The sequence below is a fragment of the Embleya sp. NPDC059237 genome (assembly GCF_042754105.1).
In the GTDB taxonomy this organism is placed as follows: Bacteria; Actinomycetota; Actinomycetes; order Streptomycetales; family Streptomycetaceae; genus Embleya.
In genome coordinates this window covers 248,375-265,869 of record NZ_JBHZAE010000010.1, presented here as the reverse complement: position 1 = coordinate 265,869, position 17,495 = coordinate 248,375, and the positions used below count along the sequence as shown (strand labels likewise).

Annotated in this window: 32 protein-coding genes; 1 reads left to right on the top strand and 31 read right to left on the bottom strand. The window is 70.0% G+C overall.

The window, feature by feature from the left end:
* Positions 1 to 69: 69 nt before the first annotated feature.
* The 17 genes from ACFXKZ_RS29820 to ACFXKZ_RS29740 all read right to left on the bottom strand — a co-directional run bounded on the left by ACFXKZ_RS29820 (position 70) and on the right by ACFXKZ_RS29740 (position 9,051).
* Positions 70 to 537 (bottom strand): HNH endonuclease, encoded by a 468-nt coding sequence (locus ACFXKZ_RS29820; RefSeq protein ID WP_380004167.1) that lies wholly within the window; start codon positions 535 to 537, stop codon positions 70 to 72.
* On the bottom strand, positions 537 to 1,097 hold the full coding sequence (locus ACFXKZ_RS29815; protein ID WP_380004166.1) for a single-stranded DNA-binding protein: 561 nt from the start codon (positions 1,095 to 1,097) through the stop codon (positions 537 to 539). The genes ACFXKZ_RS29820 and ACFXKZ_RS29815 overlap by 1 nt, the downstream gene beginning before the upstream one ends.
* A 178-nt stretch (positions 1,098 to 1,275) precedes the next feature.
* Positions 1,276 to 1,470, bottom strand: a complete 195-nt coding sequence (locus tag ACFXKZ_RS29810; RefSeq protein WP_380004165.1) for a hypothetical protein — start codon at positions 1,468 to 1,470, stop codon at positions 1,276 to 1,278.
* A complete protein-coding gene (locus ACFXKZ_RS29805) occupies positions 1,467 to 2,021 on the bottom strand; it encodes a hypothetical protein (RefSeq protein WP_380004164.1) in 555 nt (184 codons plus the stop codon). The genes ACFXKZ_RS29810 and ACFXKZ_RS29805 overlap by 4 nt, the downstream gene beginning before the upstream one ends.
* Positions 2,018 to 2,326, bottom strand: a complete 309-nt coding sequence (locus ACFXKZ_RS29800) for a hypothetical protein (RefSeq protein WP_380004163.1) — start codon at positions 2,324 to 2,326, stop codon at positions 2,018 to 2,020. The genes ACFXKZ_RS29805 and ACFXKZ_RS29800 overlap by 4 nt, the downstream gene beginning before the upstream one ends.
* The gene (locus ACFXKZ_RS29795; protein WP_380004161.1) at positions 2,323 to 2,661 is read right to left on the bottom strand and encodes a hypothetical protein; all 339 of its coding nucleotides are present in this window, start codon (positions 2,659 to 2,661) and stop codon (positions 2,323 to 2,325) included. The genes ACFXKZ_RS29800 and ACFXKZ_RS29795 overlap by 4 nt, the downstream gene beginning before the upstream one ends.
* On the bottom strand, positions 2,658 to 2,891 hold the full coding sequence (locus ACFXKZ_RS29790) for a hypothetical protein (RefSeq protein ID WP_380004160.1): 234 nt from the start codon (positions 2,889 to 2,891) through the stop codon (positions 2,658 to 2,660). Before ACFXKZ_RS29790 ends, ACFXKZ_RS29795 begins: the two co-directional genes overlap by 4 nt.
* Entirely contained in the window at positions 2,888 to 3,175 is a 288-nt protein-coding gene (locus ACFXKZ_RS29785; RefSeq protein ID WP_380004159.1) for a ParB/Srx family N-terminal domain-containing protein, read from the bottom strand. The genes ACFXKZ_RS29790 and ACFXKZ_RS29785 overlap by 4 nt, the downstream gene beginning before the upstream one ends.
* Positions 3,172 to 3,366 (bottom strand): hypothetical protein, encoded by a 195-nt coding sequence (locus tag ACFXKZ_RS29780; protein ID WP_380004158.1) that lies wholly within the window; start codon positions 3,364 to 3,366, stop codon positions 3,172 to 3,174. Before ACFXKZ_RS29780 ends, ACFXKZ_RS29785 begins: the two co-directional genes overlap by 4 nt.
* A gap of 52 nt (positions 3,367 to 3,418) precedes the next feature.
* Positions 3,419 to 3,736 carry a hypothetical protein gene (locus tag ACFXKZ_RS29775; protein ID WP_380004157.1) on the bottom strand — a complete coding sequence of 106 codons (318 nt, stop codon included), beginning with the start codon at positions 3,734 to 3,736 and terminating at the stop codon, positions 3,419 to 3,421.
* A gap of 72 nt (positions 3,737 to 3,808) precedes the next feature.
* Positions 3,809 to 4,162: a hypothetical protein gene (locus ACFXKZ_RS29770; protein ID WP_380004156.1), complete on the bottom strand. Its 354-nt coding sequence runs from the start codon at positions 4,160 to 4,162 to the stop codon at positions 3,809 to 3,811.
* Positions 4,159 to 4,581 (bottom strand): hypothetical protein, encoded by a 423-nt coding sequence (locus tag ACFXKZ_RS29765; RefSeq protein WP_380004155.1) that lies wholly within the window; start codon positions 4,579 to 4,581, stop codon positions 4,159 to 4,161. Before ACFXKZ_RS29765 ends, ACFXKZ_RS29770 begins: the two co-directional genes overlap by 4 nt.
* 69 nt (positions 4,582 to 4,650) lie before the next feature.
* Entirely contained in the window at positions 4,651 to 6,261 is a 1,611-nt protein-coding gene (locus ACFXKZ_RS29760; protein ID WP_380004154.1) for a hypothetical protein, read from the bottom strand.
* 67 nt (positions 6,262 to 6,328) lie between these two features.
* Positions 6,329 to 6,625, bottom strand: coding sequence for a hypothetical protein (locus ACFXKZ_RS29755; RefSeq protein ID WP_380004153.1), 297 nt, complete (start codon positions 6,623 to 6,625; stop codon positions 6,329 to 6,331).
* Positions 6,626 to 6,842: 217 nt separating this feature from the next.
* Positions 6,843 to 7,391, bottom strand: coding sequence for a hypothetical protein (locus ACFXKZ_RS29750; RefSeq protein ID WP_380004152.1), 549 nt, complete (start codon positions 7,389 to 7,391; stop codon positions 6,843 to 6,845).
* Positions 7,391 to 8,062, bottom strand: a complete 672-nt coding sequence (locus ACFXKZ_RS29745) for a hypothetical protein (RefSeq protein WP_380004151.1) — start codon at positions 8,060 to 8,062, stop codon at positions 7,391 to 7,393. Before ACFXKZ_RS29745 ends, ACFXKZ_RS29750 begins: the two co-directional genes overlap by 1 nt.
* On the bottom strand, positions 8,062 to 9,051 hold the full coding sequence (locus tag ACFXKZ_RS29740; protein WP_380004149.1) for a hypothetical protein: 990 nt from the start codon (positions 9,049 to 9,051) through the stop codon (positions 8,062 to 8,064). The genes ACFXKZ_RS29745 and ACFXKZ_RS29740 overlap by 1 nt, the downstream gene beginning before the upstream one ends.
* 179 nt (positions 9,052 to 9,230) lie before the next feature.
* Here ACFXKZ_RS29740 and ACFXKZ_RS29735 point away from each other — a divergent pair, with 179 nt between their 5' ends.
* The gene (locus tag ACFXKZ_RS29735; RefSeq protein ID WP_380004148.1) at positions 9,231 to 9,452 is read left to right on the top strand and encodes a hypothetical protein; all 222 of its coding nucleotides are present in this window, start codon (positions 9,231 to 9,233) and stop codon (positions 9,450 to 9,452) included.
* Between the two features lie 26 nt (positions 9,453 to 9,478).
* Here ACFXKZ_RS29735 and ACFXKZ_RS29730 read toward each other — a convergent pair whose 3' ends face one another.
* From ACFXKZ_RS29730 to ACFXKZ_RS29665, 14 genes are all read right to left on the bottom strand, one after another.
* The gene (locus ACFXKZ_RS29730; protein ID WP_380004147.1) at positions 9,479 to 9,889 is read right to left on the bottom strand and encodes a hypothetical protein; all 411 of its coding nucleotides are present in this window, start codon (positions 9,887 to 9,889) and stop codon (positions 9,479 to 9,481) included.
* A gap of 41 nt (positions 9,890 to 9,930) precedes the next feature.
* The gene (locus ACFXKZ_RS29725; protein WP_380004146.1) at positions 9,931 to 11,241 is read right to left on the bottom strand and encodes a DNA cytosine methyltransferase; all 1,311 of its coding nucleotides are present in this window, start codon (positions 11,239 to 11,241) and stop codon (positions 9,931 to 9,933) included.
* A gap of 33 nt (positions 11,242 to 11,274) precedes the next feature.
* A complete protein-coding gene (locus ACFXKZ_RS29720; RefSeq protein WP_380004145.1) occupies positions 11,275 to 11,604 on the bottom strand; it encodes a hypothetical protein in 330 nt (109 codons plus the stop codon).
* 5 nt (positions 11,605 to 11,609) lie between these two features.
* A complete protein-coding gene (locus ACFXKZ_RS29715) occupies positions 11,610 to 11,978 on the bottom strand; it encodes a hypothetical protein (RefSeq protein WP_380004144.1) in 369 nt (122 codons plus the stop codon).
* A gap of 31 nt (positions 11,979 to 12,009) precedes the next feature.
* The gene (locus tag ACFXKZ_RS29710) at positions 12,010 to 12,834 is read right to left on the bottom strand and encodes a hypothetical protein (RefSeq protein ID WP_380004143.1); all 825 of its coding nucleotides are present in this window, start codon (positions 12,832 to 12,834) and stop codon (positions 12,010 to 12,012) included.
* Complete coding sequence (locus ACFXKZ_RS29705) at positions 12,831 to 13,250, bottom strand: hypothetical protein (protein WP_380004142.1); 420 nt, start codon at positions 13,248 to 13,250, stop codon at positions 12,831 to 12,833. Before ACFXKZ_RS29705 ends, ACFXKZ_RS29710 begins: the two co-directional genes overlap by 4 nt.
* A gap of 24 nt (positions 13,251 to 13,274) precedes the next feature.
* On the bottom strand, positions 13,275 to 14,117 hold the full coding sequence (locus ACFXKZ_RS29700; protein WP_380004141.1) for a hypothetical protein: 843 nt from the start codon (positions 14,115 to 14,117) through the stop codon (positions 13,275 to 13,277).
* A 101-nt stretch (positions 14,118 to 14,218) separates the two neighbouring features.
* Entirely contained in the window at positions 14,219 to 14,482 is a 264-nt protein-coding gene (locus ACFXKZ_RS29695; RefSeq protein ID WP_380004140.1) for a WhiB family transcriptional regulator, read from the bottom strand.
* Complete coding sequence (locus ACFXKZ_RS29690) at positions 14,479 to 15,174, bottom strand: WhiB family transcriptional regulator (protein WP_380004139.1); 696 nt, start codon at positions 15,172 to 15,174, stop codon at positions 14,479 to 14,481. The genes ACFXKZ_RS29695 and ACFXKZ_RS29690 overlap by 4 nt, the downstream gene beginning before the upstream one ends.
* Entirely contained in the window at positions 15,171 to 15,731 is a 561-nt protein-coding gene (locus ACFXKZ_RS29685) for a Holliday junction endonuclease (RefSeq protein ID WP_380004138.1), read from the bottom strand. The genes ACFXKZ_RS29690 and ACFXKZ_RS29685 overlap by 4 nt, the downstream gene beginning before the upstream one ends.
* A complete protein-coding gene (locus ACFXKZ_RS29680) occupies positions 15,728 to 15,958 on the bottom strand; it encodes a hypothetical protein (RefSeq protein ID WP_380004137.1) in 231 nt (76 codons plus the stop codon). Before ACFXKZ_RS29680 ends, ACFXKZ_RS29685 begins: the two co-directional genes overlap by 4 nt.
* On the bottom strand, positions 15,955 to 16,155 hold the full coding sequence (locus tag ACFXKZ_RS29675) for a hypothetical protein (RefSeq protein WP_380004136.1): 201 nt from the start codon (positions 16,153 to 16,155) through the stop codon (positions 15,955 to 15,957). The genes ACFXKZ_RS29680 and ACFXKZ_RS29675 overlap by 4 nt, the downstream gene beginning before the upstream one ends.
* Positions 16,152 to 16,466, bottom strand: a complete 315-nt coding sequence (locus ACFXKZ_RS29670; RefSeq protein WP_380004135.1) for a hypothetical protein — start codon at positions 16,464 to 16,466, stop codon at positions 16,152 to 16,154. The genes ACFXKZ_RS29675 and ACFXKZ_RS29670 overlap by 4 nt, the downstream gene beginning before the upstream one ends.
* Positions 16,463 to 17,494, bottom strand: coding sequence for a hypothetical protein (locus tag ACFXKZ_RS29665; protein ID WP_380004134.1), 1,032 nt, complete (start codon positions 17,492 to 17,494; stop codon positions 16,463 to 16,465). The genes ACFXKZ_RS29670 and ACFXKZ_RS29665 overlap by 4 nt, the downstream gene beginning before the upstream one ends.
* Between the last annotated feature and the right edge of the window lies 1 nt (position 17,495).

Below are 17,495 nucleotides of genomic sequence, written 5' to 3'. Positions count from 1 at the left end.
TCGTGTTCCTGGTTGTAGTCGGGACGCCGGGCGCCCGAGACGGGACGCCCGGCGGGTCGATGGGGCGGGTCAGGACCCAAGCGGGCTGACATCGGCGGACTGCCGTGCGCTTTCGACAGCAAGCGCGGCGTCTTCCGGTGTGCCATAGGTCCCGAGGTGTCGCACTTTGCGGTGCCGTTTGATTGCAGCGGCAAACCGACCGGCAGGCGTTCGGTAAACGCCGCGCGGAAGTTCGCGGCTGGAGATGCCCCGATTGAGGTTCGACTCGGTGGCGGTAACAATGCGCAGGTTCGCGCGACGGCAGTCGAGCGGATTGCGGTTGATGTGGTCGACGATCGCCCGGTATTGGGTGCCGACGGGGACGCCCATGATCCAGCGGTGCAGCAGGATGACGCCGGGGCGGTTCCACATTTGGGCGTACCCGTGTGAACCGATGGACAGGACGCGGCCGTCGAGCTTGTCGAAGTCGTCGAGGTCCAACAGGACGGTAGCGAAGCTGTCACCTTGCGAGGCGGACGCCTCGACCCAGGCACGCATCAGAATGGTGCCTCGTCCGAGTAGCCGCCCGGCGGGGGACCCCAGCCCCCCGCGCCGCCGCCGCCCTGCTGCTGGCCGCCCCCTGCGGGAGTGGCCCACGGGTCGTCGGCGGGTGCGCCACCGCCCTGCTGGGGACGACCGCCGTGGCCGCCGCCCTGCTGACCGCCGCCGTAGCCACCCTGGCCGCCGCCTCCGCGGCTCGCCTTGGTGACCTTGGCGGTCGCCCACTTCAGGGTCGGGCCGATCTCGTCGACCTCGAGCTCCACGACGGTGCGCTTCTCGCCCTCTTTGGTCTCGTAGGACCGCTGCTTCAGCCGGCCCTGGACGATGACGCCCGTGCCGCGCTGGAGGGATTCCGCCACGTTCTCGGCCAGCTGCTTCCAGGCCGAACAGCGGAGGAACAGCGCTTCGCCGTCCTTCCACTCGTTCGTCTGACGGTCGAACGTGCGCGGCGTGGACGCCACGGTGAAGTTCGCGACGGCGGCACCGCTGGGCGTGAAGCGCAGCTCAGGATCGGCGGTCAGATTCCCCACAACGGTGATCACTACTTCGCCTGCCATCAGGCGTCCTCCTCGTACTGCTCTGGGTCGGTATCCGACCGGTTTCGTTCGGAACTCAAGACGATCTATGTATGGAAATCGGGACGGATCAGGCGTACCGTCCCTGTTCCGGCCCCCCCAGGCCGGTGATGGGCCCGTGCTCCCGGCTCCCCACGGTCGAGCGCGGGCCCTCGGCGCGTCAGGTGACCTTCGGCGTCGTGATGTAGGTGGGCAGGTCGTCCGGCCCGAACTGCATAGGGATCGCGTCGAGTCCGCACGCGTCGAGCACGATCAGCAGCGCCTGCCACTCGGGCTCGCGCAGGAGCACCTGGCGGACGCCGTGGCGCGCCGCCTCGGCCTCGGGGATGACGTGGGGGTAGGTCGGCTCGCTCATGCGTGCTCCCGGTCGTTGAGGGTGGCGTCCCACACCTTCTGCGCGAGTTGCTTGGTCATCGCCTCAATGCCGGCGTACTCCTCGGCGGTCATCGGCTGCGGGATGTTGATCGCGCCGAACAGGCCGACGGTGCCGAGGGCGTCGGGTCGCGGCCGGAGTTGGTCGAGGGTCTTGTCGGTGTCGAGGGCTTTGCGGATGCGGTCGGCGTAGTTGACGCCGATGTCGCGTGGGGTGTGCCAGGTCCGCATGTCGTCGGCGAGGTCCCGCACGCGCTGCACGGCGGCGGCCAGCCGGTCGCGTTCGACGACAAGTGCGTGGATGGGGGCGACGATGTCCGGCCAGGCGTCGCCGTGGCCGCCCTGCTCCTCGAGGGCGTCGCGCGCTTCGGTGAGGAGCGCTTCGCGCTGGGAGGCCCCGGCCTGGCTGAGGGCGAGTTGTCGGCGGAGGTTGGCGATCCCCGCGCGGAGCCCCTCGACTTCGGCCGGGGTGAGGCGGCGCCGGTGGACGTGGTCGATCAGGTTGTCGAGCTGCTCGGCGGTGGGCTCGGTCATGCCTGGGGCTCCCTCATGTCGGGGCCGATCTCCTCGTGGTCGGCGCCCATGGTGGGGTTCCATACGACGCGGTACGTCCAGCCGACGGCCATCGGTTCTCGGAGGATCCAGTCGCCGCAGCGGGCGGTGGCCGGGCCGAAGGGGGTGCCGACGGTGATGACGGGATCGGTCCAGTCGCCGCCAACACTGCCGTGGCACCAGCGAGCAATGGCCCGGCCGAGGTCTCCGGTTTCGTCGCCAACGACCTGAACGGCCTGGACCTCTACGGGTAGACGGCGGAACCAGCGAACGGTGGCCTCGGTCATCGCCGCGGTTCCTCGTCGAACAGCGGCCACAAACGCTCCAGCCATTCGTCGGCCTCGGCGTAGGCAGCCCGGGTCTCGGTCGAGGTGACGGGTCCGAGCCGCCGGAGCCGGACCTTGCCGCCGCCATCCCGGGGGTGGGTGGGGATGGTGACGTCGATGGCGTCGCCGGGAGCCGCGTGGGTCGCGTCGTCACCGAGGACAGTCAGGTCGAAGTCGGCGAGGACCGGACGGCCGGGCATGCTCGTCGGGTGCAGTTCGGCGGTAAACGTGTCGCCGTTCAGGTCGAGGATCCTCCCTTCCCACGTGTGGACAGTGTGGACGGTGGGTTCGGTCACTTCTGCGACTCCTTGACGGTGAACCGGACGATCAGCTCGTCATCGCCGGGGAACATCGGGAGGGCGCCGTCCGCGATGGACACCTCGGCGCCGAGGCCGTGCAGCTTCCGAAACTCGGTCTCGGCGGACCGAAGGGCTTTGCTGATCTCGCTGAACGTCGCCCCCCAAGGCGGGTGGGCTGCGACGGTGTGCTCGATGGTGCGGACGGTGTACTCGCGGCGGTGGCTCACTGCGGCGGCCCCTGGGGTGTGTCCCACGCGTCGGTGACGGGCACTTCGACCAGACCGAGGTCTTCGGCGACGAGGACGCGGTGATGCCCGTCGATGACGCGCCGCTCGAATGGGCAAAGCAGGACGGGCTCGCGAATGCCGTGTTGGGCAATCGAAATGCGGAGTTCGGCAAGGTGGTCGGCGTGGATCTTCTCCAACTCGGCTCGTTCGCCGGGCCAGTCGGCGCCGTCGCCGGTGGTGTAGTCGCGGAAGAGGTCCGCAATGGGCATCGTCCGGCGGGTCATCGCTGTGGCTCCTCGGTTGCTCGGCCGACAGACACGTCGAGGCTCGTCAGGCTCAGGCTGGGGATGTCGTATTCGCGGCTCTCCGGCCAGTCGGTCGGCACCGGCGTGGCAGGGAGGGTGAGGTAGGCGCGGGGACCGGTCTGGAGGGTGATCAGGGTCTGGCCGGGGTGCTCGGTGATGCGGATGTGCACGGTGGTCTCCGATGGTGGGGCCGGTGCGCGTGGCCCCGGCGGGGCAGGTGGGTCAGGCTCGATCGCGAGCTGCGAGTTGCCGCTCCAGGTCGGCGACGCGTTCGCGCAGCTCGTCGTTCTCGGCGCGGGCGGCGACGAGTTCGGCCTCCGGGTCGACGGGGAGCGTCACGCCCCGGTCGGCGAACGCCGCGACGACGTCGGGGTCGTCGAGGAATTCCTCCAGCGACTCGTCCTCGGTGTCCCAGTCGCCGTCCTGGAGGCGGCCGATCAGGTCGCCGAGGACTTTGCGCTTGGTGGGTCCGTCAACTCCGGCGTCGATGAGCGCGCGGGCGACGGGGTCGAAGATGTGGCCTGCGGAAGACCAGCCCATTGGTTGCTCCTTGTGGTGGGTACGGTCGGGATGGCCCGCCCCGGCTGAGTCCCGGGCGGGCCGCTGCGTGGGTCAGGCGCTGACGCGGACGGCGTGCTCGGGGCAGTAGTCGCCGCGCCGCTCGACACCACAGGCGTCGCAGTAGACGCCGATCTGGCAGGGGTAGTGCTGGCCGGTGGGGGTGTCGTCGTCCACGTCGCTCCGGTGCTGGTCGGCGGGTTCGCGGGCCTCTATGTGGCCGAGGCTGATGCCGCCTGCGTAGCCGTCGACGGAGACGACGGCGGTGCCGTGCCCGAGGGTCCAGGCGGGTGTGCGGGTGCGGGTGGTCACGGGCTCGGTGTCGCGGCTGCCAGGCCAGGCGTGTACGAGGGCGCCGACGGGGTGGTGCGCGTTCCAGCGGTCGGCATCGGGTCGGTCGTCGGTCATGGCGCTCCTGGTGTGGTTACGGTGGTGGAGGCCCGCCCCGGCTGAGTCCCGGGGCGGGCCTTGCGGTCAGCAGAATTCGAGGGGTTCACCGGCCGCCGCTGCGGCTTCCATGCCGTCGGCGAGGAGGAGTCCGTGGCGCCGGTCGAACGAGTCCTCGGGCGACAGTGCAATGACGACCTGGCGGAGCCGGGGGCGACGACGGCGCACTCCTCGGGAGTGAGGTGGCCGTCGCAGTCGGAGTGGTTGAGCAGGGCCTTCAGCGGACTGGTGACGGTGGACCAGGAGATCGCGTCCGGGCCGGAGTTGAAGCCCTGCATCTGCCAGAGGTCGATGCCTTCGTGGGCGGCGATGGCTTCGCGAAAGCGCATGAAGCCGCTGTAGCTCCAGTGCGCGTCGGTGTGGCTGAAGTCGAGTCCCATGAGTTGCTTCTCCTGTCGGTGGGGCTGGTCGGTGGCCCGCCGTTGCCTCACGGCGGGCCGTGGCGGGGGCTAGGACCGATCGGGGGCGGGCGCCGGTCCCTTACTGGGGGTGTCTGCGGGGCTCTCAGGGGCGCCTGTGGCGTCGCGGTCCTCGATGGCGGCGACCGACCACACCTGCTGCCGCCGCCGGATCTCCAGCGGCGGCGAGTCCGGGCGCCGCCTCCGCCACGTGGCCATCTGCCGCTCGGCCTCTGCCAACGTGTTCACGGTCGAGTCGACCGGAGCGGGCCGACCGCGGGCCACGACCCGGTAGTCCTCGGTCGTCGGGTACGGCGGCGGGCCGGCCGCGTCCAGGCTGACCGTCACCACCTCCGGCGCGGTCGGCTCGTCGTCCGGCCACTCCGCCGCTTCGGCCCGCTCATGCCGCTCCCGGACCCGGTCGGCCCGCAGCCGCTCGATCTCGGCCCGCGCCTCCACCAGCTCGGCCTCCAGCTCGGCGTTGATCCGCCGATTGCTGCCGTTCGCCGCCCGCAGGTGCACCAGCTCGGCCTCCAGGCGCTCGGCCTCGTGCTCGGCCGCCCGCGTCCGGTCCCGCGCCAGCCGCCAGTCGTTCCGCGAGGGCATGCACCGCCCGGGGTCGGCCTCCGCGTCGTCCCGCCGCTGGATCTCCGCCGCCGTCCGCCCGGCGAGGTCCGCCGCCAGGGCGCCCAGGCCGGGGCCGATCGCCACGGCGGTGGTCCGCAGGCGGGCGATCTCGGCCCGCGCCTCCAGCAGGTCGGCATCCCGCCGCTGCCTTGCTGCCCGCGCCTCGTTCACCACGGCACCCGCGCGGAGCGTCCCGACGTTGGCCTCGTTGATGGCGCTGCGCGCATCGGTGAGTCCTGCCCGCAGCTGCACGGCCCGCCGTCGGGCCGACTCCCACGCCAGTCCGCGCCGTTCGGCCCGCTCCGTCGCCCGCGCCAGGTGCGGCCGGACGATCTCGACGACCCGGTCGACCAGCCACTGTGGCGGCCGGTCGTCGCCGTCCCAGTCGGCCGCCCCGCACAGGCCGTCGCCGACGATGCCCTCCAGGTCGACGTCGAGGTCGTAGTCGTCCCGGCGGGCGAGGCGCTGCGCGAGGGCGACGCGGTGCTCGGCGTCGTCCCGTTCGGCCACCGTCTGCCGGTGTGCGGCCTCCTCCAGCCGCCGGGCGGTCGCGACCCGTCGCGCCTCGGCCTCCAGCCGATCCCGCTCGGCGTCGGTCGCCGCGATCGTGGCGGCCTGCTCGGCGACCAGGGCCAGCAGCGCGGGCACGTCGCTCCGAGCCGTCGTGATGAACGCGGCGTTCGCCGCGACCCGGGCCTCGCTCTCTTCCTCGGCCTCGGTGTCGTCGTCGCCGGGTTCCATGCAGGCGATCGCGGTGCTGTAGGCGGTGTGGTCGGCGTTGATGGCCTCCGGGTCGGCGGCGATCAGGCCGAACCGGTCGATGTAGCCCCAGGGTCCGGGTGTGGCGGCGTCGCAGCGGGCCCGGATCGCGTCGAGGTCGAGCGGCGCGGCCGAGGTCTCGTCAGCCTGCTGCGGCTCGGACTTCGCCAAGTGGGTGTGGGGGAAGTCCTCGATCCCGCAGGTCGCGCAGAACAACGGCGATGTCGGATCGGGCTGACGGCGAACAAACGGGTCGAAGCGCACAGGCTCGGTCACGGCGTCGGCTCCTCAATGGCGGCCTGGATGGCGTCGGCGATGGCGTAGGGGACGGTGGTCTCGGTGGTCATCGCGGGGTCTCCGTCTGGTCGGTAGGCCGGTCGGGGCGTTGGGTTCTGCACTCGGCGGCGGCTTGGATGAACCGGACGGACTCTCGGACGTCGTCGGCGACCTCGTCGTGCTCGTGGGCGAGCCGAGCCCTAATGACGTCGCACTCGGCGGTGACCATGGCAAGTGCGGCCTGGAGTTGGCGGATCTCGCCGGTCGCGACGGCCAGGACCTCGCTCGCGGTCGATGTGGTGCGGCCGGGGTGGGCCTCGGCCAGGTGGTCCTCGGCGGTCTCGCGGGCTTCGAGTTCGACCACCAGCGTCCGCAACTCCTCAATCGCACGCCGCTCCTGACCGCACGAACCGCACGTCCGAGCCCCCGGCGCCAAGCCCGACGCCACGCGCGGCAACGACCTCAACCAGCGCCGGTGCCTCGTCGCCGCGCTCTTCGCGCTGGACCTGTGCGGCGTCTCCACGAGCCCGTGACACCCGTCTCCACATCGCTCGTCACAACACGCGGCCTCCCACAGGCCGTCAACTCGCTGCGTCACGAACACGAAGTCCGGCACAGTCCCCTCCCTCCTTCGCGAGCCGCGCTCGGGCCCGCTCGATCGCCTTCTGCGTGGACTTGAGATCCAGGTCCAGGCCGCGAGCCACCAGCAGGGGCCGGACGCCTTCGCGCGCTGCGGCCTCGACCACCGCGCGCTGCTCAAGGGGCGTCGCCACCGCGAACTCGCCCCCGAGCGACCGCTCCAGGACCTGCGGATCGATCAACTCGGCGTCATCCGGCGGTTCTTCATCGGGAAGCTGTGCAACGTCGCGAATCCTCCGCGTGTCCGCCAGGCCCAGCGCGCCGGGGTCGGCGCGCTCGTCCCACGTCACCCACCCCAACGCCGCGCCCAACGACCTGTCCGGGTTGACCATCGCAGCCAAGACCACGAGCAACGCCCAACGCTCATCGTCGGAAAGGCCCTCCAGGAACTCCCCTATGTCCGAGCGTCCGCCGTCGCCGTGCACGAGCACGATCAACTGCGCGGCCAACGGGAGCAGCGACTCGATCAAGCTCTCCGGCTTCTCCGACATCAGGCCGCCTCCCGCTCCGCAACCTGCACCCGCTCGGAGTGCGCCACCTGCCGCAACGACTCACCTGGCTCCTTGCGGCACACGGACCCCGGCACGGCCGAACAGGCCGGGCACGTCACCCGCCCCACCGCCCACGCCGCCACCCGCTCCGAATGCGCCCCAGTAGGCACGACACGACGATCCGAGTAGTGGCACGAGAACCCCTCCCGGGCGCCACACAACGGACACCGCACACTCCGCGCCGGATGCCGCAGCGCGGCGACCACCGCCTCGACTTCCCGAGGCAACGCACGAAGCCCCGTCTCGCCGGACACGAGTTGCAGCCGCGGGCCCGACGCCGGCGCAATCTCCGGCACACTGCGCCCGGACGCCACCGCAGCCGCCTGCGCCCGACGCCGCTCGAAATACCCCTCCACGTCCTCGCCCGGGGCCGGCTCATACACCCACGACCCCAACCGCTCCGCACGCACCCGCCGCACCTCGGCGATGATCTCCGCAGGCGCCACGAAAGGCTTTTCGCGCGCGCACGCGGTCGCCGCGGCCTTGCACTCCTCGAAGTCGAACGGCTCCAACACGTCGAACCAGGCTTCGCCCGTCAACCGGTCGATGTGCTGCTGCGGGCACAACGCCTGCACCCACCGCACCAGATCCACCGCCTCCACCTCATCCATCAACCACCACCCCCAGCCCGGGACTCCGCCGCCAACCGCTCCGCCCGACGCCGCTCCGCATCCCGCCGCGCCTGCTCAAACTGGTCGTCCACCTGCGCCTGACGGGAGTTGGAACGTCGAGAACCCATCTGGATCACAGGCGCCACCGACGCCACCTGAAGGGCGTGCCAACGGGGATAGAACCAACGACTGGAGAACGGCCTCTCACTCGCCCCCGCGAACGCGTCCGCCGCCTCCACGCACATCGCCCGCAAACCCACACGCTCCATGTCCGCGTGCAGCAACTCGAGGTCGTTGTCCTTGAACTTCCACGGCACCACGATCCCCGCCTGCGCCATCGCACCCGCCAACGGCGCAAGCCAATCCGGGACACCCGGAACCGAAGGCGCAATCGGGTACCGCAGCTCCAAGTCCGCTTCGAAAGCTGGCGCGTCCACCCCGGGCGGCTCCGGATCCACCGGCGGCGCCTCGCCACCAACACCCGCCGAAGCAACCGGCTCGCCGAACGACTCCCGAAGCTCCGCGATCAGCCCCTCCACCTGGACGCGAATCGACAAGTGCGGCGCCTTTTTCGTCGGCTCCGTACTCAACTCGTCCAGCGGGATCCGTGCGACCTCTTCCAACAGCGTCCGGCGCAACGCAGGCGACTCGATCTGCTGCGCCGAGGCCACCATCGACCCCATCACCCGCGGCATCTTGTACACCTTGTCGCCGACGACGAACGTCCGGATCATCACCTCCTCCGTCGCCCGGTCCAACACCACGAACCGGCGCTCGTGCAGCAACTCCAGGTCCGCCAAGAGCCCCTGCTCCGTCGCGTCCGCCGAGCAGGCCGCCCACCGCCCCAACGTCAACGGCAGCACACCCGCATGCGTCAGATTCGCCTGACTCGCCAGGAAGAAGTACATGCGCTGCGCGCCCCCCGGCAGTGCGCGAAAATCCGGGTCCCGCCAGATGGTCGTGTAGAAGCGGGCGTGAGTACGTGCCATGGAGAAGATCCGTTCTGCCGTGCACAAAGAAGAAGAGAGAGGATCGAAGTCCGCGCCGGAGGCCGCGAAGACGTCTGTCGGCGCCGCGCGTCATCAAACGAGCCGGGAAGCCGGCTTCCCAAAGCTTACTTTAAAGTTTGGTCACTTTGGCAAGCTTGGCCATGTCTTACACTCTGGTCATGAGCGCACAGCGGAGTCCTGCCGAGTTGGTGAAGATCGCCCCAGACGGCGTTCAAGAGGCCCCTCTGACGGCCGCGCGCCCGTTGCTGACCCGCCTGATCGAGCAGGTCCGCGAGGACGGCTTGATCACGGCGTTCACCGTCCGCGGCCGACGGCGCGCCTACGTCGTCGCCCCCGATTGGTACGACAAAGCCAAGGCCGCCCTCGATGCGCAGGGCTGACGCACCGCGCGCTGCGCCTCGCTCCCTCATCCGAGCGTCACCTTCGCGAGCATCTGAAGGTGGCTGGCGAACGCCTCCAGGCACCCGGCCCGGTTCTCTTCGGGGATCTCGTGGGCGAACGCGAAGTGGATGCGGATGAGGGGGCGCCCGTCCGCAGCGGTGTACGCGAGGGTGCGTTCATGGGGTTCGAGCTGGTCCGCGCCGGCGTCGATGGCCCATCGGGACATGTCGGCAGCGTCGTTGACGAGTTCGTCGATGCCGGTACGCGCGAAGTCGAATTCCTCTTCGTCGAGACGGCCCCACGTGGTGTCGCTGTCGCCGATGGTCTTGTCGGCCATGCGCTCGCCGACGCCCATGTAGTCGGGGTTCCGGGTGGCTTCGTGGTGTTGGCGGGCGGCTTCGCGGTACAGGTCGTCGTCGTTCCAGTGCGTGGTCATGTCCGGGTCCCGAGGGTTGTGGGCGGGGTTGGCTGTCGGGGTTATGCGAGGACTGCGGCGACGCGTTTGCCGATCCATTGGGCGACGTTGGCGGAGACCGCGTTGCCGGCCTGCATGGTTTGTTCGCCTTGGTTGCCGCGGACGATGTAGTCCGCAGGGAAGCGTTGGGCGAGGAGTTGTTCGCGGGGTTGGACCATCCGGTAGTAGCAGTCCTCCAGGCGCGGGCCACCGCGCAGCAGCCCCGCCGAGTCCTTGGTGCTGATCGTGTGGATCGGCTCCGCGGTGGTTTTGGGGAGGGCTTTGCGGTAGGGAATCACCAGGCCGTGGTTGCGTGGTGGGGTTGTCGGGTGGCGCTGGAGTGGGATGTTGGGTGGGGCGAACAGGGCCTCGTAGCCCTTCGGGTTGGCCATGCGAGTGCGCATGGGATCGGCGGTGGAGGTCGGTGAGTCGTTCCATCCGCCGCCGCAGGGAACGAGGAGCCCGTCGTCGGTGGTCGAGTACGCGGCGAGGCCGGCTCGGATGCGCGCGAGCGTGCTCTCGACCAGGGGACGTCTCCGGTCGCCGATCCTGCGGCCGGGGTCCGTCCAGTCGATGATGTCGGCGGCCGGGCGGATATACGGCTCGACGAAGGCGTGACGGCACGCGGTGTTGGGGCAGCGGTAGTCGTACTGCTGCCGGTACTTGCCGATGGTTCGGCCGTTGCGCCAGGACTGTACGGCGGCGACGTCCTGGTCACACTTGTCACAGTGGGCGAGCGGGGTGGGGCGCAGGTCGGGCAGTGGGATGCCGGTGCGGGTGAAGACGATGTATATGCGGTCACGCCATTGCGGCGCGTGCAGGTTGTCGGAGTCGCCGATGTGGGCGGAGGAGACGGACGTGATCTGCGAGTTGTAGCCGAGGAGTTCCATGCCGGTGCGCCACCAGGTGAAGAGTTCCCAGTCGGTGGCGAACTCGACGACGTTCTCGCACAGGATGGCCTTATACCTGTGGACCTCGGTTGCGCGGATGATGTCGTATGCGGTGGCGCGGGTGCGTTCCCAGGCGGCGTCGGCAACGGATCCGTGTTTGAGTAGGGCGAGTTGGCCGCGTGTCGGTGGGCGTTTCTTGCCTCCGGCGGGGGTGGATTCGGTGCAGATCGGCGAGCCCCACAGGAGGTCGGTGGTGGGGAGCCTGCGCATGTCGTAGTTGTTGATGTCGGCACAGACGTGCTCGGCATTGGGGTGGTTGGCCGCGTGGGTTTCGATGGCCTTGGCCCAGTGGTTCGCGGCAAGTTTGAGTTCCATGCCGGCGGCGACCAGGCCGGTGCTGCTGCCGCCGGCGCCGCAGAAGATGTCGGTGAACGTCAGGCTCATGTGGGGCGGGGTCTCTCGGTGAGTGCGGGGCGGTCAGCTCTGGTCGGGGACGACGAACCAGCCGGGGTCGGGGATGTTGGTGTGGCCGAGCTCCGCGGCGGCGGCGCGGATGCTCTGGTCCCATGCGGTGGTTCGGCCGCGGTCGAATGCCTGGGGTGTGACGCGCTCGTACTTGCCGAGGTCGGCTTCGACGCACTCGGTGACCAGGAAGGTCATGTCGCGGTCGTATGTGCCGGCGCGGAGGTAGCCGACGCGGTTGGGTTCGATTTCGGGGCGGGCCTGGAGGACTTCCTCGAGCAGTTCCTCTCCGGTGGTGGGGATGGGACTGCCGTAGGCGAAGTAGGCGCTGTTGAAGATGCCCATGGATGTCAGTCCTTGAATTCGGCGTTGATCTCGGTGGGTGTCGTGGTGCCGTCGGCGACGCGTTTGATGGCGTCGGCGAGGTGCCAGCTGTCGCCGACGAGGCAGTCCTTCAGGGCGTCCGCGAGGCGAGCAATGGCGTCGAAGCGGGCGTCAGGGTCGACGTCGCGCCCGGTGGCCCTTCCTGCGCTGGTCTCTTCGGCGTCCCACAGGTCCGCTGCGTGGCGCAGGATGTAGGCGCCTTCGCCCTTGTCGAGGCCGGTGGCTCCGGCTTCGAGGGAGATGGATCCGGGTCCGCTGCTGCCGGGTCGGATGATGACGAAGCCGAGGGCATCGGTGCCGTCGACGGCGACGATGCGTGTGTTGTTGTCGGTCATGCGTGGGGGCCGCCTGTCCGGGGTGTGGGTTTCAGCTGTAGGTGATCGAAAAGGCCGCGCCGGCGTTGCGGCCCTCTTGGGCAAGGGCGTCGCGCAGGGCTTGGTCGACTTCGTCGTGGCGTCCGACTTGGACGGCGAGTCCGAGAGTGTCGATGGAGCCGACCCAGTCGCCGTCGATGCGTCGGATGGTAACGGCGTACTCGTCGGGCTCCGGCTCAGGTGCCGGGGGCTCATCCGGTTCGTCGTCGAAGGGGTCCCAGCATTCGAGGACGTCGCGCTGGGTGGTGGCCCAGGTGTAGGTGGGGCACGGCCAGGGCTGGCCGCACTCGGTGCAGTCGCCGGAGGTCATGCCGTGTTCTGTGACGTGTTTGCTGTGGCCGCCGCCGATGCGCGCGAGGCGCCCGAGTGCTTCGTCGCGTTCCTTTCGCAGCCGAATGAGGAGTGCGCGTTGGTGTTCGTTGAAGCGCTGTTGGCGGTCGTGGCGGTCGGCGGGGCGGACTTCGATGCCGGTGCCGGGGTCCTGGCCGGGGGCGATGAAGTCGGCCTGGCGGGTGCCGTCGGGCCAGGGGTCGTGCCAGTCGAGGCTTCCGCCGAAGGTCAGGGCCCAGGCAGCGGCGCGGGCCTGGACGGTGGGTTCGTTGGGCCCGTAGCCGAGGTGGAGGTAGCGGCCGTCGTCGTGTTCGAAGACGGCTTCCCAGGCGCCGCCGTGGTGAACGCGGAGGTCGTCGGCGAGGGCGTGGAGTTCGTCGGCTTCGCGGTGGTGGCCGGCTGCGGCGAGGGTGTCGGAGATGGTTTCGAGGGAATCGGCTACGGCTCCTCGTTCGAGCTGGAGGTGGGTGGGTTCCGTGGTGTTCATCGAGGGCCTTCCGGGAGGGCGCGCATCAGGGATACGGCGAGGCCGAGGGTGGCGAGGACGGCTTGGGGGAAGCGGTCGTTGTCGGGGTGTTCGGTTTCGGCGCGCAGGAGTGCGAGTGCGTTGTCGGTCAGGCCGTTGGCGGTGGCAACGATGTAGCGGGCCGCGAACAGGTCTGCGGGGTTGGCGGTTTCGATGTCGGGGACGAGGGAGTGGATCCCCCACATCTCGCCGGGTCGCAGGGGGCGGAGACGCTTGAGGGCGTGGACGGCGACCACGGCGAAGGCCGCGGGTGCGCCGATGAGTGCGGCGTCGCCGTGTTCGTCGACGATGGCCTGGAGGGTCGCGAGAGTGCGGTCGATGTCCCGGTTGTAGGCGTGTTCGAGGGCGTTCATGACGAGGGTTGCGGGGTCGGTCATCGGCTGTTCCGGGGGATGTGGGGGTTACCTGGGCATGGGCATGGGGTCGTCGGCGGCGTGGACGAGGCGGGACATGGTGCGGTCTTCGCGGACGGCGTTCCAGGTGCGGATGAGGTAGGCGGTGGAGCGGGGTTCGGGGATGCGGAAGCCGCCGGCGGCGTCCCTCATGGCGCGGTTGCGGAGGGTGAGGATGGGGTGGTGGATGGGGAGTTCGGCGCCGTCGCCGAGGCGGGCGAAGAATTCGGGGCTTTCCTCGGGTGAGATGGCGGAGAAGAGGTGGTGGGCGAGGCCGACGGTGGCGGGGGGCAGGTAGCGGAAGGAGCGCGCCACGCGTGCGCTGATCTCGGCGGAGCGCCGGAGTTGGGGCCTGTCGGCGAGGAGTTGGGAGCACTCGGCGACGGTGGGTTTGCTGGTGCCCGTGAATTTGTGGTTGCCGGCTTCCCACATCCACACGCGCTTGACGATGGCCGCGAGGGCGTGGGTGCCGACTTCGCCGCGGAGTGTGAGGACGTCGGCCATGGTGCGGCGTTTGCCGGTGTCCATGGTTTCCTGCGTCTCTGCGGGCAGGCCGGTGACGACGAGCATGGGGACGGCTGTGCCGGAGGTGACGACGGCGGCCAGTCGGTGTTGCCCGTCGAGGAGGGAGCCGTCGGTGGCGAACTTGATGGCTTCGCCGTTGAGGCCCCAGTGGCCCGCGAGCATGTCGCGGGCGTAGTCGGCGACGGTTCGTTCGCGGAGGTTGCGGTTGCGCGGGTTGTGCTTGTCGAGGACGGTCTTGGCGAGTTGGGGCGTGACGAGCATGTTCCCGGCGTGGAACGTGCTCGAGATGATGCCCTGTAGCGTGAGTGCCGGTGGCGTGAGCGTCACTGTGATCGGCTCTTTCTGGATCGGTGGCGACGCGGTTCGGGCGTCGCTTGTCGTGGGGCTCGTCGCGGTTGCGGCGGGCCCTTCGTCTTGTGATGGGTTGGTCAGGCTGCGGCGCGGCGCTTGGAGCCGCGCCGCTTCATGCGGCGGCGTTCGTTCTCGGTGAGGCCACCCCAGATGCCGGCTTCGCATCCGGGTCGGGCAAGTGCCCAGTTACCGCACGCGAGTTGGACGGGGCATCGGGCACATATGGCTTTGGCTCGGGCGATCTGGGCCAGGTGGTGCGGGCTGGTTTCGCCGTCGGGGAAGAAGAGTTCGGGGTGGACGTCGGTGTTGCGGCAGCGGGCGTGGTGGCGCCAGTCGGTCATTGGAGTTCTTTGCGTTCGTCTTCGGTGAGGCCGCCCCAGACGCCTTGTTCGTGGTGTGCGAGGGCGTGGGCGAGGCACGGGTCCCGGACCGGGCAGGTTCCGCAGACCCTCTTGGCCTCGGAGATGTTGGCTGCGTAGTCCCGGCGGGCGGATCCCGGGAGGTTGGTTTCGGGGCGGTCGGGGCCGCCGTACCACAGGTCGGGGCTGTGGCCGCGGCAGGCAGCGCTCTCTCGCCATGCGAGGGGCGGGGCGGGCGGTTGCCGGGGCTTGGGCGGGCGTTCGGGTTCAGGGGTGATCGGTTCCGGATCGGGTTCGTGGGCTTCCTCGGGTCGGAGTGTGGCCCTCTGAGGCTTCAGAACGACGTCGGGATCCCGCTTCAGTTTCTGCCGCCAGAGGCGGGCGGTCTCCCAGTGGACTCCGAGTTCTCGGGCTGCGTCGGTGTTGCGGGGGAAGCGCTCGAGGACTTCCCGGATGCGGGCGTTGGATCGGGCGAGGGATTGCGCCGTCTTGGCGGCGCGTCGTTCGTTCGCGCCTTTGTTGCGGCAGGTGTTGCAGTCGCGGCGTCGACGTTCGTAGCCGGCATTGAGACGAGCGAAGTGCCGGAGCGGCTTGACCTCGTCGCACTTGCTGCATCGACGCCCCTGGTCCATGACCGGTGTGGGTTGTGAGCGTGTGAGGGTGGCGGTGCTCATGGGGTTGCCGCCTTGGGCCAGGTGATCTTGTCGAGCATGGCGCGTTGCGCGGCCGGGAGTTTGACGTCGGGGTGGTCGAGGTGGTCCAGGCCCATGTGGCGCAGCCACCAGGCGTCGACTTCGTTGTTGTCGCGCAGGTCGATGCCGGTGCGCTGATACAGGGCCATGCGCATGTCGGCCTTGTCGGCGTTGCCGTTGCCCGTGGCGTACTTCTTCAGTGCGGCCGGTGGCACGAGGGCGTAGGGGGCGCGCAGCCGAACTAGGGCGACGCGGGCGGCTCCCTGGGCCATGCCGGTCGCCCCTGCGCCGCGGGCGTTGCGGGGCAGGTCTTCGACGACCGTGAGGTCGGCGGTGGGGTTGCCGTGGGTGAGGGGTGGGACGGCGCCGGTGTTGGGGTCGACGCAGCGGATGGCGTCTTCGACGGCCCGGGCGATGGCGACCAGACGCGCATCGCCTTGCAGGGTCGGGCTCTTGACGCATGTGGTGGTGCCGTCGTAGCGGGCCACGCCCGTCCCGGTGAGCGACAGGTCGAGGCCGACGACGCGGGGCGGGTTCACGCGGCAGCTCCGTGGTGCTCGTTGGCGGGGCGGGGTCGGTTCCGGACATGGGTGGCCAGGCCGGGCGGGTGGCCGAGGTGCCAGCAGGTGCAGAACCGGCACCGGTACGGCTGGAGGCGGCGGTCGATGTTGAGGCGACGCAGCCGGGAGGCGACGCGTTTGGCCGCGCGGCGGCTGAAGTAGGGGACCTTGCCGTCGTGGGAGGTGATGCGGAGGTAGTCGCTCACGGTGCTCCCTCCCTGCGGGCGGCGTTGCGGAGGATGGCTTCGGCGGCTTCGACCGGGCCGGGTCGGGCCTCGATCGTTTCGTCGACGCAGTGGGATCGGCGGGTGAGGGCGAAGCGGGCCGCGAGGGTGATGAGCGCGCCGATGAACATGCCGGTGCCGATGCCGGCGAGGAACGTGAGGATGCCTGTGGTGTTCATGCGGCTGCCTGCCCGGTGCCGACCCAGAGGTGGACGAGGGATTTGGCGACGGAGGGTCGGCGGCCTGCGACGGCGCCGGCGTTGGTGATGACGCCGTCGCGGTGGAGGGCGCCGGCGAGGACGCCCCACATGTTGGGGTGGTGGGGCTCACCAACGTGGGCGTCGTGTGCGACGTCGTAGATGGTGAACGTGCCGCCGAGTTGGGCGCGTTCGGCTACGGCGGCGTAGGCGGCGTTCCACCAGGCGGTTTGTTCGTCGGGGTCGGTGGCGCGTTCGGGCAGGGGCATGCCGTCGATGGGCAGCTGGGTCACGGCGCTTCCCTTCGTTCGGGCGCCCCGGGGATGTGCGCGACCTGCGGCCATGTCGGGGCGGGGTGAGGCGGTTGTTCGTCGTCGACGAGTTCGGCGTCGATCGGCTCGTCGTCGTCCTGGTCGGCCTTCTTTGCCTCGGCGTTGATCTCGGCGGCGCGGTTGATCAGGACGGCTTTGAGTTCTTCGGTGAGGTCGCCGGCTTCGAGGGCCTCGTACCAGACGTTGTGGACGTCGTCGATGGCGAGCGCAGCGGCAGCATCGGCTTCGTAGTCGGGGCGTTCGCGTGCGGCTTCGATCGCGGTGCGGTCGAGCGAGGCGGGGTCCAGTGCGGCCTGCGCGGTGAGGGGGCCGTTGAGGGCGTGTCGCAGGCGCGGGAGGCTGGGGATCACGCGCACGACGGGGAAGCGTTTGGTGAGTCCTTCGCGGACGACCTGGCGCTCCTGGATGATGAGGCGCACGGGAACGGTGCCCTGTCCGCCGGTGCCCTCGCGGACGGCGTCGACCTGTCCGGCGAGTTCGGCCGCCGCGTAGAAACTGTGGGATTCGGCGCGCCAGATGCCGAAGTCGGGCATGTCGGGGAGGTACAGGCGCAGCCGGGATGTGGGCTTGCAGACCTGCCCGGAGGGTGCCTTGTGCCACTCGGGGCCGAACTGGCGCAGGCAAAGGCAGGGTTGACGCCGGGTCAGTTCGGTCTCGCCGTCGCAGCGGCGTTGGATGCCGCCGCGGTCCCACAGTTCGTTGTAGGCGGACAGCGGGTCGCCGGACGGCAGGAGCGCGTCCAGGGATGCGGCGTCGGTGACGACGCGCCACTGGGTGATCTTGGAGCGTTGGGGTTGCCACGGCTCGGGAGTCCCACCCCACTTGGCTGCTGCGGCGCGAATGTAGGTCTCGCTGTCGGAGGTGAGGATCCACGTCGACGAGCGCTCCGCGCGGCGCTTGTCGCCCTTGCCGGTGGGGACGCTGGTTCCGGTGCGGAGGCGGCCGAGTTCGGCCTGCTGCGCCTGGATGGTTTTGATGCGTGCGCTCATG